The sequence below is a fragment of the Pseudomonas veronii genome, assembly GCF_001439695.1.
In the GTDB taxonomy this organism is placed as follows: Bacteria; Pseudomonadota; Gammaproteobacteria; order Pseudomonadales; family Pseudomonadaceae; genus Aquipseudomonas; species Aquipseudomonas veronii.
This window is the reverse complement of sequence record NZ_JYLL01000019.1, coordinates 15,742-28,564: the sequence shown is the minus strand read 5'-3', so window position 1 is coordinate 28,564 and position 12,823 is coordinate 15,742. Positions and strand designations below refer to the sequence as shown.

Sequence of the window (12,823 nt, the reverse complement as noted above, 5' to 3'; positions counted from 1 at the left end):
GCTGGCGCTGTGAGCCTGCCGTGCGACAAAAGCGCAAGAATCTGCAAGCGCCGGCCAGGGCTTGAAGGCGACACTGTGGCTCAACCAGCGGAGCCTGTTATGAACCTTTTCCTGTATTTACTCACCGTGCTGATCTGGGGCACCACCTGGATCGCCCTCAAGTGGCAACTGGGTGTGGTGGCGATTCCCGTGTCGATTGTCTATCGCTTCGCCCTGGCGGCGTTGGTGTTGTTTGTGCTGTTGCTGCTCAGCCGCAAGTTGCAGGTGATGAACCGGCGCGGGCATCTGATCTGCCTGGCCCAGGGGTTGTGCCTGTTCTGTGTGAACTTCATGTGTTTTCTCACGGCCAGCCAGTGGATTCCCAGCGGGCTGGTGGCGGTGGTGTTTTCTACGGCGACGCTGTGGAATGCCCTGAATGCGCGGGTGTTTTTTGGCCAGCGGGTCGCGCGCAATGTGTTGATGGGCGGCGGCCTTGGCTTGCTGGGCTTGGGCCTGTTGTTCTGGCCGGAGCTGGCGGGGCACACCGCGAGCCCGCAGACCTTGCTCGGGCTGGGTTTGGCGCTGTTGGGGACGATGTGTTTTTCGGCTGGCAATATGCTTTCGAGCCTGCAGCAGAAGGCGGGGTTGCGGCCGTTGACTACCAATGCCTGGGGCATGGCATATGGTGCGGTGATGTTGGCGACCTATTGCGTGGTGCGCGGTATTCCGTTCGAGATGGACTGGAGTGCGCGGTATGTCGGGGCGTTGGGGTATTTGGTGATTCCGGGGTCGGTGATTGGGTTTACGGCGTATCTGACGCTGGTCGGGCGTATGGGGCCTGAGCGGGCGGCGTATTGCACGGTGTTGTTTCCGGTGGTGGCGCTGAATGTGTCGGCGTTTGCCGAGGGGTATCAGTGGACTGCGCCGGCGTTGGTGGGGTTGGTGTTGGTGATGGTGGGGAATGTGTTGGTGTTTCGTAGGGTTAGGGTGGTTCAGGCGGGGGAGGCGGTGTTCAGGGCGAAGCAAGTCTGAGGTGGGAAGGGGGGTTAAGGTGGGAGGGGATTGCTTTAGGTGGGAGGGTGTTGCTTTAGGTGGGAGGGGGCTTGCCCCCGATAGCAGTGGGTCAGCTACAAATAAGTGACTGACCCACCGCTATCGGGGGCAAGCCCCCTCCCACATTTTCAGCATTTCAGCATTTTCAGTATTTTCAGTATTTTCAGTATTTATTGGGTTTGGTTGGGGGATCTGGGTTATTTGAGGCCTAGGCGTTTGGCCATGCGGCCTAGGTTGGCGCGGTCCAGGCCTAGTTCGCGGGCGGTGCTGGCCCAGTTGTGTTGGTGGCGTTCCAGGCAGGCGTTGATGACTTGGCGCTGGTAGTGTTCGGTGGCCTGGCGCAGGTCGCCGCCGGCGATGGCGGTGACTTCGGGTGGGGGGGCGATCGGCGCTGCGCTGACGTCGGGCAGGTCCAGGTCTTGGGCGCTCAGGCTGAGAATCTTCGGACGTTCGCGACAGTTTCCCAGGGCTTTCAGTGCGCTGCGTCCGATCAAATGTTCCAGCTCGCGCACATTGCCCGGCCAGTTGTAGGCCAGCAACGCGGCTTGGGCGTCGCTGGTCAGGCGCAGGCTGCCCAGGCCCATGCGCGAACGGTTCTGTTCGAGAAAGAACCCGGCCAGCAGCAACACATCGCGCCCGCGTTCGCGCAGTGCCGGCACTTGCAGCGGGTAGACGCTGAGGCGGTGGTAGAAGTCGGCACGGTAGCGGCCGTTGCGCACTTCTTCGGCCAGGTCGCGGTTGGTGGCGGCGATCAGGCGCACGTCCACTTGATGTTCCTTGTCCGAGCCCAGGCGCTGCAGTTGACCGCTTTGCAGGACGCGCAGCAGCTTGGCCTGCACCGTCAACGACAGCTCGCCGACTTCGTCCAGAAACAACGTGCCGCCGTTGGCCAGTTCGAATTTGCCCCGGCGCTCGTTCAGCGCGCCGGTGAAGGCACCGCGCACGTGGCCGAACAGCTCGCTTTCCACCAGGGTTTCCGGCAGGGCGGCGCAGTTGAGGCTGATCAGCGGCTTGTCCGCACGGGACGATGCGGCGTGGATCGCCTGGGCTACCAGTTCCTTGCCGACCCCGGTTTCGCCGGTGATCAACACGGTGAGGTCGCTGCCGCCCACCAGGTTGATCTCTTCGACCAGGCGCTTGTGGGGCTTGCTCTGGCCGATCATCTCTTTGTGCTGCTGGCCGCTGGCCTGGCGGTAGATCTCGGCACGCTGGCGTTCGTCTTCGGCGCGCAATGCCAGATGTTCAATGCGTTCGGCGACGTTGACCGTGGCGGCGGCGAGGCTGGCGAAGGCTTGCAGGGCGTCCAACTCGACCCGTTCGAAGCGCTCGGTGTCGAGGGCGTCCAGGGTCAGCAGGCCCCATGGTTTGTCATCGACATACAGCGGGCAGCCCATGCAGTCGTGAATTTCGAGGTGCCCGTGCAGGCCGTCCACCAGGCCGTCGTAGGGGTCGGGCAATTCACTGTCGCTGTCGAAACGCGTCGGGCCGGGGCTGCCGAGCAGCACGGCGAAACGCGGGTGTTCGCTGACCTTGAAGCGTCGGCCCAGGGTATCGGCGCTCAAGCCGTCCACTGCCAGCGGCACCAGCGACTCACCGTCCAGGCGCAACAGCGCGGCGGCGTCGCACGGCAGCAGGGCGCGCATGGCTTGCAACAGGCGGCGGTAACGCTCGCCTTCGGGCAGTTCGCGGGACAGGTCGGCGACCAGGGGGAGCAGGGTGGTGAGCAGCGATTGCGCAGTCATAATGACTCCTTGTAGTCCTTATGACTATAAGGCGTAGGAGGTCATACTGACTACTGGTAATTTAACTTATTGAAATTAAACGATTTATTAGTTGGCATGAATACTGAGTACTCCAAGGCAATCAGTAAAGAAGCCCAGGAGGCTCCATGCTTAGTGCCCAAGACCGTGCCATCATCAAATCCACCGTGCCCCTGCTGGAAAGCGGCGGCGAAGCGCTGATCACCCATTTCTACCGCATGATGCTCTCCGAGTACCCGGAGGTGCGCCCGCTGTTCAACCAGGCGCACCAGGTCAGCGGCGACCAGCCCCGTGCCCTGGCCAATGGTGTGTTGATGTATGCACGACATATCGACCAGTTGGATCAACTGGGTGATCTGGTGGCGAAGATCATCAACAAACACGTGGCCTTGCAGATCCTGCCGGAACATTACCCGATCGTGGGAGCCTGCCTGCTGCGTGCGATTTCCGAAGTGTTGGGCAGCGAGATTGCCACTCCCGAGGTGATGAGCGCCTGGGGCGCGGCCTACGGTCAGTTGGCGGACATCCTGATCGGCGCCGAAGCTGCGATCTATGATGAGAAAGCCCAGGCGCCGGGCGGCTGGCGGGGTGCGCGGCCGTTCAAGCTGGTCAAGCGCGTGGAGGAAAGTGCCGAAATCACGTCCTTCTATTTCGCCCCGCTGGACAACGGCCCGATCCTCGCCGCCGAGCCCGGTCAGTACATTGGTATGACGCTGCTGCTCGATGGCGAAGAAGTGCGCCGCAACTATTCCTTGTCGGCCCTCAGCGATGCCGGCCAATACCGCATCAGCGTCAAGCGTGAAGCCGGTGGGCGGGTGTCCAACTACCTGCATGATCAATTGCAGGTCGGCGCGACGATCGACCTGTTCCCGCCAGCGGGCGAGTTCACCCTGGCCGCCAGCGATAAACCGCTGGTGCTGATCAGCGGCGGGGTGGGCATCACGCCAACACTGCCGATGCTCGAAGCGGCCCTGGCCACCCAGCGTCCGGTGCATTTTATCCACTGCGCGCGTAACGGCGGGGTGCATGCGTTTCGGGAATGGGTCGACGCCCTGGCGGCCAAGCATCCGCAGCTCAAGCGCTTCTACTGCTATGACGAGGACGATGGCGTGAGCCCGGCAGGCGACACCGTGGGCCTGCTGAGCCAGGAACAACTGGCGGCGTGGTTGCCTGAGCAGCGCGACCTGGATGCGTACTTCCTCGGCCCTAAAGGCTTCATGGCCGCAGTCAAGCGCCACCTCAAGGCCTTGGGCGTACCCGAAAAACAAAGCCGCTACGAATTCTTCGGCCCAGCCGCCGCCCTCGAATAACCCCCCACACACCCACACACCCACACACCTGTAGGAGCGAGCTTGCTCGCGAAGAACGTCAACGATAACGCCTGCATCCTGGATGACCGCAGCGTCTTTGAGTTTTTCGCGAGCAAGCTCGCTCCTACAAGTGGCATATTAAACGCCACCTCAAGGCCATGGGCGTACCCGAAAAACAAAGCCGCTACGACTTCTTCGGTCCCCCCCCACACCCACACCCACACCCATACACCTGTAGGAGCGAGCTTGCTCGCGAAGAACGTCAACGATAACGCCCGCATCCTGGATGACCGCAGCGTCTTTGAGTTTTTCGCGAGCAAGCTCGCTCCTACAAGTGGCGTATTAATCCGCCGTTAACCCCCTTCTGTTTAAACCACTCTCTGTGTGTAAACTTGCCGCCACAGGCACAACCAAACAAAGGGATACGGAGATGAGTGACGAATTGCGTTTAGGCAGGGAGCGGCGCTTTCTGGTGTTGCTGGGCATCATCTGCCTGGCGCTGATCGGCGGTGCGCTGTACATGCAGGTGGTGTTGGGCGAAGCGCCGTGCCCGCTGTGTATCCTGCAGCGCTATGCCTTGCTGTTGATTGCCGTTTTTGCGTTTATTGGTGCGGCTATGCGCAACAAAGGGGCGATCACGCTGTTTGAAGGGTTGGTGGTGCTCAGTGCCTTGGGCGGTGTGGCGGCTGCCGGTCACCATGTGTACACCCAGTTCTTCCCTGAGGTCAGTTGCGGCGTGGATGTGCTGCAACCGATCGTTGACGGCCTGCCCCTGGCCAAGGTGTTTCCGCTGGTCTTCCAGGTCGACGGCTTCTGCAGCACGCCGTACCCGCCGGTGCTCGGCCTGTCGCTGGCGCAATGGGCGCTGGTGGCGTTCGTGCTGACGGTGATCCTGGTGCCCCTGGGTATCTATCGCAATCGCCAACGCAAAGCCTGAGCCATTCATTGAAACGCCCCGGCCTTTCTTAAAGGAAAACCGGGGCGTTTTTGTTTGTAGGGATTTTTGAAGGGACAGTGACGCGGGACAATTTTGACGGCGCGCAGTGTGCGACATGTTGTCACACAGGCGCTGTCGCAGGGCGTTTCCGAGCCCTCGCAACGCCGCGTGAATTTGCCCATGGCCGTTAATGTGTGCTGTCAGTTCATCGTTTGAGCAACACCGCGAATAGCGCGCCGTTCGCGGCTTTCGGTGGTCAGCGAGTGCCCTGTTTTATGGGGGCTTGGAGCGCTTTTTCAGGCCCTTACGGCGGGTAAGGGGTGTGGCAGTTTGCCCTATAACACGGCATTTTTTGTGGTTTTTGTTGAGAATCCAACGCGATAAGATCGCGAACCTTTGCAAAATAGGTGAAGGATTATTGCTGGAATCGATAAAAATTATTTCTTTATAAGACATGGTTTATACATCGCTAGCTAACTACAATCGCCCGCACTGAATGTCCGGTGCTGTTCAATATTTGAGCATTGGAGCGGTCGAGGGGCAGATGGATGGCTCTGTGCGACCCCAGGTTCCGGCAGCCTTTCAACTATCCGCACCAAATGGAATTGGTCTGTAACAAGGCCTTTAACCACGAAATCGAATAAGAACTCACCGCAGGTCCGCGAACCGTCCAATTAGGGCGCACGGGCAGGCTCTTATTCAATCGAAGAGAAATGCCAACCCTTGGCAGGGTGAAGTGTTGGCGATCAAAACCCAACTGCATTGCGCAAGCTGCTTTAGAGGTCGTGAGATGAGTAAAAACAGGTACCCCCGATTACTAGGCTTTTTGCCGCTGCTTGGCATGATGTTAATGCTGGGAGGCTGCAAGTGGTCCTTGCTCGACCCAAAAGGACAGGTCGGTCTGGATGAACGCAACCTGATCATCACTGCCACCCTGCTGATGTTGCTGGTCGTGGTCCCTGTGATCATCATGACCTTCGCCTTCGCCTGGAAATACCGCGCGTCGAACACCAAGGCGACTTACGCGCCGAAGTGGTCGCACTCCACCAAGATTGAAATCGCGGTGTGGCTGGTTCCGATCCTCATCATCATTGCCCTGGGTTATGTGACCTACAAGTCCACCCACGCGCTGGACCCGTACCGTCCGCTGGACTCCGAGGTCAAGCCGATCAATATCGAAGTGGTCGCGCTGGACTGGAAGTGGCTGTTCATCTACCCGGACCTGGGTATCGCCACCGTCAACAAGATCGTGTTCCCGGAACATACCCCGGTTAACTTCAAGATCACCTCCGACACTGTGATGAACTCGTTCTTCATCCCAGGCCTGGGTGGCCAGATCTACGCGATGGCCGGCATGCAGACCAAGCTGCACCTGATCGCCAACCAGAAAGCTGAAATGGACGGCATCTCCGCCAACTATAGCGGCGCAGGTTTCACCGGCATGAAATTCAAAGCGATCTCGACGAGCCAGGAAGAATTCGACGCCTGGGTAGCCGAAGTCAAGGCCGCACCTAAACAGCTTGATCAAGCTGAATACGAAGCCCTTGCCAAACCAAGCCAGAACAACCCAGTCGCGCTGTACTCCACTTACACGCCTGACCTGTTTCAGAAAGTCGTCGACAAGTACGAAGGCATGAAACCAGGCAAGCCGGTCAAGCACGAGAAGAAAGAAGTGGCTGCGGTTGAAGGTTCTGACACGGGCTCGCATTCAACTGCTGGGGCAGAGGAGTAAACGATGTTTGGTAAATTAAGTTGGGATGCGGTCCCGTTCCACGAGCCGATTGTGATGATTACCATCGCCATGATCGCGCTGGGTGGTCTGGCACTGGTTGGGGGTATCACTTACTTCAAGAAGTGGACCTACTTGTGGACTGAGTGGCTGACTTCGGTCGACCACAAGAAAATCGGTGTGATGTACATCGTCGTTGCCATGGTCATGCTGCTGCGTGGTTTTGCCGACGCCATCATGATGCGTACCCAGTTGGCCATGGCCACTGAGGGCGCGCCAGGCTACCTGCCGCCTGAACACTATGACCAGATCTTCACCGCTCACGGTGTGATCATGATCATCTTCATGGCGATGCCTTTCTTCACCGGCCTGATGAACCTTGCAGTGCCGCTGCAGATCGGTGCCCGCGACGTTGCCTACCCGTTCCTGAACTCCCTGAGCTTCTGGCTGCTGGTGTCTGGCGTGGTGCTGATCAACGTGTCCCTGGGCGTCGGCGAATTCGCCAAGACCGGTTGGGTTGCGTATCCGCCATTGTCGGGCCTGAAATACAGTCCGGGCGTGGGTGTGGACTACTACATCTGGGCGCTACAGTTATCAGGGCTCGGGACGACGCTGACGGGGGTCAACTTCCTGGCCACCGTGCTGAAAATGCGCGCCCCTGGCATGAAGATGATGGACATGCCGATCTTCACCTGGACCTGCACCTGGGCCAACGTGCTGATCGTGGCTTCGTTCCCGATCCTCACCGCTACGCTGGTACTGCTGTCGCTTGACCGTTACCTGGATTTCCACATTTTCACCAACGAACTTGGTGGCAATCCAATGATGTACGTGAACCTGTTCTGGGCATGGGGGCACCCTGAGGTGTACATCCTGATCCTGCCAGCGTTCGGTATCTTCTCCGAAGTGATCTCGACCTTTACCGGCAAGCGCCTGTTCGGTCACCACTCGATGGTCTACGCCTCCGGTGCGATCTCGGTACTGGGCTTCATGGTGTGGCTGCACCACTTCTTCACCATGGGTTCGGGGGCCAGCGTCAACGCCTTCTTCGGCCTGGCGACGATGCTGATTTCGATCCCGACGGGGGTGAAGCTATTCAACTGGCTGTTCACCATCTACCACGGCCGTCTGCGTATGACCAGCCAGGTCGTGTGGACACTGGGCTTCATGGTGACCTTCGCCATCGGCGGTATGACCGGCGTACTGCTGGCCATCCCGGGTGCTGACTTCGTGCTGCACAACAGCTTGTTCGTGATCGCTCACTTCCACAACGTGATCATCGGCGGTGCGGTATTCGGTTACATCGCTGGTTTCAGCTTCTTCTTCCCGAAAGCGTTCGGCTTCAAGCTGCACGAGGGTTGGGGCAAGGCTGCATTCTGGTTCTGGATCTCGGGCTTCTTCGTCGCGTTCATGCCGCTCTATGCACTGGGCTTCATGGGCATGACCCGTCGTCTGAACGCCACCACCAACCCTGAGTGGGTGCCGTACCTGTACGTCGCCATGATCGGTGCGGTGCTGATTGCGGTGGGTATCGCCTGCCAACTGATCCAGCTGTATGTCAGCGTGCGTGATCGCAAGCAGAACATGTGCGAGTCGGGCGACCCATGGAACGGCCACACCCTGGAATGGTCGACTTCGTCGCCACCTCCGTTCTACAACTTCGCCGTGATTCCTACCGCGAACACCATCGATGCGTTCACCGAAGCCAAGGAAAACGGTACTGCGTACCAGCGGCCTAAGCACTACGAACCGATCCACATGCCAAACAACACCGCCACTGGCGTGGTGATGGGTGCGCTGTTGACCGTGTTCGGTTTCTCGATGATCTGGCACATCTGGTGGCTGGCAATCGTGAGCCTGGTGGGCACCATCGGCTACTTCATTGTCCACGCTGCACGTGATGATCAAGGCTACATGGTGCCGGTCGAAACGATCGAGCGCATCGAAGCCGAGCAGCACGCTCGCCTGGTGGCCGAGAAGAAGATCCCGGCCAACCGTGTAGAAACCTCGTTGGAACAGGCTTAAACCATGTCGAACTTAGTGACCAATGCTGGACACGCCCATGTCGATGACCATGGGCACGATGACCATCACCACGACTCGGGCCCGGTAACCGTCTACGGTTTCTGGCTCTACCTGATGACCGACTGCATCTTGTTTGCGTCGATCTTCGCGGTGTACGCGGTACTGGTAAACAACGTAGCGGGTGGCCCGGCGGGCCACGACATCTTCGAACTGCCTTACGTGCTCGGCGAAACCGCCTTGCTGTTGTTCAGTTCGATCACCTACGGCTTCGCCATGTTGTCCTTCTACAAGGGCAACAAGCAGGGCGTACTGACCTGGTTGGGCCTGACCTTCCTGTTCGGCCTGGGCTTCATCGGCATGGAGATCAACGAGTTCCACCTGCTGATCTCCGAAGGCTACGGCCCTAGCCGCAGCGGCTTCCTGTCGGCGTTCTTCACGCTGGTGGGGACCCACGGTCTGCACGTGACATCTGGCCTGATCTGGATGGCGATGATGATGTATCAGGTCAATAAACACGGCCTGACCAACACCAACAAGACTCGCCTGAACTGCCTGAGCCTGTTCTGGCACTTCCTGGATGTGGTCTGGATCTGCGTATTCACCGTCGTCTACTTGATGGGGACCCTGTAATGGCTAATGCACACTCCCATGACAGCCATGATGCGAGTCACGGCAGCGTAAAGACTTACGCTATCGGCTTCATCCTGTCGGTCATCCTGACCCTGATCCCGTTCGGCCTGGTGATGTACCCAACCTTGCCGAAGTCGATCACCTTGATGATCGTCCTGGCGTTCGCGGTGATTCAGGTCCTGGTTCACCTGGTGTACTTCCTGCACCTGGACCGCTCCGAGGCCCAGCGCGAGAACGTGATTGCGTTCGTGTTCGCAGGCCTGGTGATCGTTCTGCTGGTTGGTCTGTCGCTGTGGATCATGTTCAGCATCCACACCTACATGATGGCGAAGTGAGGTAAGACCCGATGTCGCTTAAGCACTTTATCCAAATCACCAAACCGGGGATCATTTTCGGTAACGTGCTTTCTGTGGCAGGCGGCTTCTTCCTGGCCTCCAAGGGACATGTCGATCTGGCCATCTTCCTGGCCGCCATGATCGGCACGTCCCTGGTGGTAGCTTCCGGTTGTGTGTTCAACAACTGCATCGACCGCGACATCGATATCAAGATGGAACGCACCAAGAATCGCGTGCTGGTCCAGGGCCTTATCTCCCTGAAACTGGCACTGCTGTTCGCGACCGTCCTGGGTGTTGCCGGCGTGGTGTTGTTGTACAAGGTGGCCAACCCGTTGGCGGCGCTGTTTGCCGTGATCGGCTTTGTCATCTACGTCGGCCTCTACAGCCTGTACCTCAAGCGCAAGTCGGTTCACGGCACGCTGGTGGGCAGTCTGTCGGGGGCGATGCCGCCGGTGATTGGTTATGTGGCTGTGACCAATAGCTTCGACATGGCCGCGCTGGTGCTGCTGGTGATGTTCAGCCTGTGGCAGATGCCGCATTCCTATGCCATCGCGATCTTCCGTTTCAACGACTACCTGGCTGCGTCGATTCCGGTTCTGCCGGTCAAGCGCGGCATCCAGGTGGCCAAGAAACACATCCTGCTGTACATCCTGGCCTTCCTCGTGGCGACCTTGATGTTGACCTTCAGTGGCTACGCCGGCATGAGCTACCTTGCCGTCGCCGCCGCCATGGGCATGTACTGGTTGTACATGGCCTGGACCGGCTACAAGGCGGTGGACGACACCGTCTGGGCACGCAAGCTGTTCGTGTTCTCGATCTTCACCATCACCGCGCTCAGCGTGATGATGTCCCTGGATTTCCAGGTGCCGAGAGAGCTGTTGCTGACCTACGCGCCCTGAGTGGTTCCAAGCAGTGAACAAGCCCCGCCTTCGTGAGAAGCGCGGGGCTTTTTCTTGGGCGCGGGATTAAATCGGCCGGCGCCTTTCTCGTCATACCTCACTGTACGAGCTGTGCGAATCCATTACCCGCGTACAAGGAGTTGTCACCATGATCAGCGTTAGTCGTCGGTCCCTTCTCGCCTTGGGCGCGGCCTTGCCCTTGCTCGGGCGCCTGGACTGGGCAGTCGCCAGCCCACCGCCGGCAAAGGCTGAGAAGGTGCGGCTCAACTATAACGAAAGCCCCTACGGCCCCTCGGGCGCCGCCCGCGAGGCGATGCAGGACGCGCTTGCCACGGCCGGGCGTTATCCCTACGGCCACATGTACGCCCTGGCCGCGTTGTTTGCCCGGCAGCAGGGGATTGCCGAAGCACAGGTGGCAGTGTTTTCCGGCTCCATGGCTGCGCTGCGCTACGCGGTGTTGGCGTTTACCGGCGAAAGCCGCGGCCTGGTGATGGCCACGCCGTCCTACGAGGTGCCGCGCCAGGCGGCCGAGGCGAGCGGGGCGCCGGTGCAGGAAGTGAGCCTCACGGCCGAGCACGCCCACGACATCCCCGCGATGCTCGCCGCCGATCCCCAGGCGGGCATGCTCTACCTGTGCAACCCGAATAACCCCACCGGTACCCTGACGTCCACCGAGGCCATCCGGCACGCGCTGGCGAACAAACCCCAAGGCAGCGTGCTGGTGGTGGACGAGGCGTACATCGACTTCGCCGACGCTCCCAGCTGTGTCAGTTGGGTCAAGGAACACGACGACCTGCTGGTGTTGCGCACCTTCTCGAAAATCTACGGCATGGCCGGCGCGCGCGTGGGCCTGGCGATCGGCGCCCCGGCGTTGCTGGCGCGCCTCGCGGTGTTCGGGGGCGACAACGTCCCTGCCGGCAGCGGCTTGCTCGGCGCGCAGGCCAGCCTCGAAGACGTCAACCTGTTGCCGCAACGCAAGGCCCTGAACGCGCAACTGCGCGAGGAGACCGTCGCCTGGCTCAAGGCCCGTGGGTTCACCTGCACGCTGTCGCAGAGCAACTGCTTCATGATCGACGTGAAGCAACCGGCGGAGCAGGTGATCGAGAAACTGGCCGCGCAAGGTGTGATGATCGGCCGCGTATGGAAGAGTTGGCCGCAGTGGGTGCGGGTGACGGTGGGGAACAAGCACGAGATGGAGCTGTTTCGCGAGGTGTTTGCGGCGCAGGTCCAGCGCAGCGTTTAACCCAACACAAAACCAATGTGGGAGGGAGCAATCCCCCTCCCACATTGGGTTCTGCGGTACTACTGCTGCGCGATGCTGTACCCATCGAACGCGGTCTGCTGCTGCAACGCCGTGATCACGCTCTTGCGGCTCAATGGCTGTTCGGCGCCGGCGTTATCCACAAAGCTTTCGACTTCCAGCTCGGCGTCATCGCCTTCACCCACGAAGCTGAAACCCAGGAACTCGAACGCTTCACGGTCGACATTGAGCTTCGAGCGCGGCGTGCGCAGCGGCAGGGTGACGCTGATGCCATCCTTGCTGATCACAAACACTTCGGCTTCTTTCTTCGGCCGCGCGGCCTTGCCCTTGCCGGCGCTCGGGTTGCTGATGGCCTGGTGGGACTGGTTCAACACCTTGAGGGCCAGGCCGTAGACCAGCTCCTGAAACGCCGGGTCGTCCTTGAAGCTGGACAGGATGCGGCTGATCGAGAACTTGCTGCTCAGGTCTTCCAGGGCGATGTTGTCGGCGGCTTCGGCGTCCTTGAGCTGCTTGAGTTGGCCCATCAGGTCGTAGGCCTTGTCGTCGTCGAAGGCATCGTGGGCCTGGCGGATGGCCACGCGCAACTCGCGGATCTGGTCGCTTTCCTTGGAGGTGTGGAACGCGTCCAGCACCATCTCGCTGATGATCTTGGCCGCAGGCACATGCTGTGAAAGATTGATGGCGTTTTCGTATTCAGCTTTGGATTGCAAGGCGACTACGGATTCTTCGGCGGATTCAGCGGTGTAGGAATCGGGCATTGAAATTTCACTACTTCAGTAAACAGGGACAAAAAAGCGTCGGGCATTTTCGGCGGGGAGGGGGGGCAGGTCAAGGCAGCACAATGCCCTTATTGCGACGCAAGGCGGCCAGCGCCCGCAAAACAGACCTACGGTCAACCCGCATGC

Annotated in this window: 12 protein-coding genes and 1 pseudogene; 10 read left to right on the top strand and 3 right to left on the bottom strand. The window is 59.7% G+C overall.

Features of this window, described 5'->3' with window-relative positions; translation table 11 throughout:
* Positions 1-99 precede the first annotated feature (99 nt).
* Positions 100-1,011 carry a DMT family transporter gene (locus TU80_RS20775; protein WP_057005279.1) on the top strand — a complete coding sequence of 304 codons (912 nt, stop codon included), beginning with the start codon at positions 100-102 and terminating at the stop codon, positions 1,009-1,011.
* 218 nt (positions 1,012-1,229) lie between these two features.
* Here TU80_RS20775 and norR read toward each other — a convergent pair whose 3' ends face one another.
* The gene (norR, locus tag TU80_RS20770; RefSeq protein ID WP_057005278.1) at positions 1,230-2,774 is read right to left on the bottom strand and encodes a nitric oxide reductase transcriptional regulator NorR; all 1,545 of its coding nucleotides are present in this window, start codon (positions 2,772-2,774) and stop codon (positions 1,230-1,232) included.
* A 146-nt stretch (positions 2,775-2,920) separates the two neighbouring features.
* On the opposite strand from norR, the gene hmpA reads away from it, so the two are divergent.
* The 3 genes from hmpA to TU80_RS20755 all read left to right on the top strand — a co-directional run bounded on the left by hmpA (position 2,921) and on the right by TU80_RS20755 (position 5,039).
* Positions 2,921-4,102: an NO-inducible flavohemoprotein gene (gene hmpA, locus TU80_RS20765; RefSeq protein WP_017846720.1), complete on the top strand. Its 1,182-nt coding sequence runs from the start codon at positions 2,921-2,923 to the stop codon at positions 4,100-4,102.
* A gap of 42 nt (positions 4,103-4,144) precedes the next feature.
* Positions 4,145-4,459 carry a hypothetical protein gene (locus TU80_RS20760; protein WP_057005277.1) on the top strand — a complete coding sequence of 105 codons (315 nt, stop codon included), beginning with the start codon at positions 4,145-4,147 and terminating at the stop codon, positions 4,457-4,459.
* Between the two features lie 73 nt (positions 4,460-4,532).
* Entirely contained in the window at positions 4,533-5,039 is a 507-nt protein-coding gene (locus TU80_RS20755) for a disulfide bond formation protein B (protein WP_017846721.1), read from the top strand.
* 473 nt (positions 5,040-5,512) lie between these two features.
* Here the strand turns inward: TU80_RS20755 and TU80_RS33810 are convergent.
* Positions 5,513-5,802, bottom strand: a pseudogene (locus TU80_RS33810) (hypothetical protein).
* 27 nt (positions 5,803-5,829) lie between these two features.
* On the opposite strand from TU80_RS33810, the gene cyoA reads away from it, so the two are divergent.
* The 6 genes from cyoA to ptaA all read left to right on the top strand — a co-directional run bounded on the left by cyoA (position 5,830) and on the right by ptaA (position 11,900).
* Complete coding sequence (cyoA, locus tag TU80_RS20750) at positions 5,830-6,771, top strand: ubiquinol oxidase subunit II (protein WP_026139992.1); 942 nt, start codon at positions 5,830-5,832, stop codon at positions 6,769-6,771.
* Positions 6,772-6,774: 3 nt separating this feature from the next.
* Positions 6,775-8,793, top strand: coding sequence for a cytochrome o ubiquinol oxidase subunit I (gene cyoB, locus TU80_RS20745; protein WP_057005276.1), 2,019 nt, complete (start codon positions 6,775-6,777; stop codon positions 8,791-8,793).
* A 3-nt stretch (positions 8,794-8,796) separates the two neighbouring features.
* The gene (locus TU80_RS20740; protein ID WP_017846724.1) at positions 8,797-9,423 is read left to right on the top strand and encodes a cytochrome o ubiquinol oxidase subunit III; all 627 of its coding nucleotides are present in this window, start codon (positions 8,797-8,799) and stop codon (positions 9,421-9,423) included.
* Positions 9,423-9,758 carry a cytochrome o ubiquinol oxidase subunit IV gene (gene cyoD / locus TU80_RS20735; protein WP_017846725.1) on the top strand — a complete coding sequence of 112 codons (336 nt, stop codon included), beginning with the start codon at positions 9,423-9,425 and terminating at the stop codon, positions 9,756-9,758. Before TU80_RS20740 ends, cyoD begins: the two co-directional genes overlap by 1 nt.
* An 11-nt stretch (positions 9,759-9,769) precedes the next feature.
* Positions 9,770-10,657 carry a heme o synthase gene (gene cyoE / locus TU80_RS20730; protein WP_017846726.1) on the top strand — a complete coding sequence of 296 codons (888 nt, stop codon included), beginning with the start codon at positions 9,770-9,772 and terminating at the stop codon, positions 10,655-10,657.
* Between the two features lie 148 nt (positions 10,658-10,805).
* Positions 10,806-11,900: a pyoverdine biosynthesis transaminase PtaA gene (gene ptaA / locus TU80_RS20725; protein ID WP_057005275.1), complete on the top strand. Its 1,095-nt coding sequence runs from the start codon at positions 10,806-10,808 to the stop codon at positions 11,898-11,900.
* Between the two features lie 59 nt (positions 11,901-11,959).
* Here the strand turns inward: ptaA and TU80_RS20720 are convergent, their stop codons facing one another.
* Positions 11,960-12,676: a hypothetical protein gene (locus TU80_RS20720; RefSeq protein ID WP_057005274.1), complete on the bottom strand. Its 717-nt coding sequence runs from the start codon at positions 12,674-12,676 to the stop codon at positions 11,960-11,962.
* Positions 12,677-12,823: the final 147 nt, after the last annotated feature.

Excerpts from the sequence above, each read along its gene's own strand:
- TU80_RS20775 (WP_057005279.1), top strand. The coding sequence starts at position 100 with ATGAACCTTTTCCTGTATTTACTCACCGTGCTGATCTGGGGCACCACC.
- norR (WP_057005278.1), bottom strand. The coding sequence starts at position 2,774 with ATGACTGCGCAATCGCTGCTCACCACCCTGCTCCCCCTGGTCGCCGAC.
- hmpA (WP_017846720.1), top strand. The coding sequence starts at position 2,921 with ATGCTTAGTGCCCAAGACCGTGCCATCATCAAATCCACCGTGCCCCTG.
- TU80_RS20755 (WP_017846721.1), top strand. The coding sequence starts at position 4,533 with ATGAGTGACGAATTGCGTTTAGGCAGGGAGCGGCGCTTTCTGGTGTTG.
- cyoA (WP_026139992.1), top strand. The coding sequence starts at position 5,830 with ATGAGTAAAAACAGGTACCCCCGATTACTAGGCTTTTTGCCGCTGCTT.
- cyoB (WP_057005276.1), top strand. The coding sequence starts at position 6,775 with ATGTTTGGTAAATTAAGTTGGGATGCGGTCCCGTTCCACGAGCCGATT.
- TU80_RS20740 (WP_017846724.1), top strand. The coding sequence starts at position 8,797 with ATGTCGAACTTAGTGACCAATGCTGGACACGCCCATGTCGATGACCAT.
- cyoD (WP_017846725.1), top strand. The coding sequence starts at position 9,423 with ATGGCTAATGCACACTCCCATGACAGCCATGATGCGAGTCACGGCAGC.
- cyoE (WP_017846726.1), top strand. The coding sequence starts at position 9,770 with ATGTCGCTTAAGCACTTTATCCAAATCACCAAACCGGGGATCATTTTC.
- ptaA (WP_057005275.1), top strand. The coding sequence starts at position 10,806 with ATGATCAGCGTTAGTCGTCGGTCCCTTCTCGCCTTGGGCGCGGCCTTG.
- TU80_RS20720 (WP_057005274.1), bottom strand. The coding sequence starts at position 12,676 with ATGCCCGATTCCTACACCGCTGAATCCGCCGAAGAATCCGTAGTCGCC.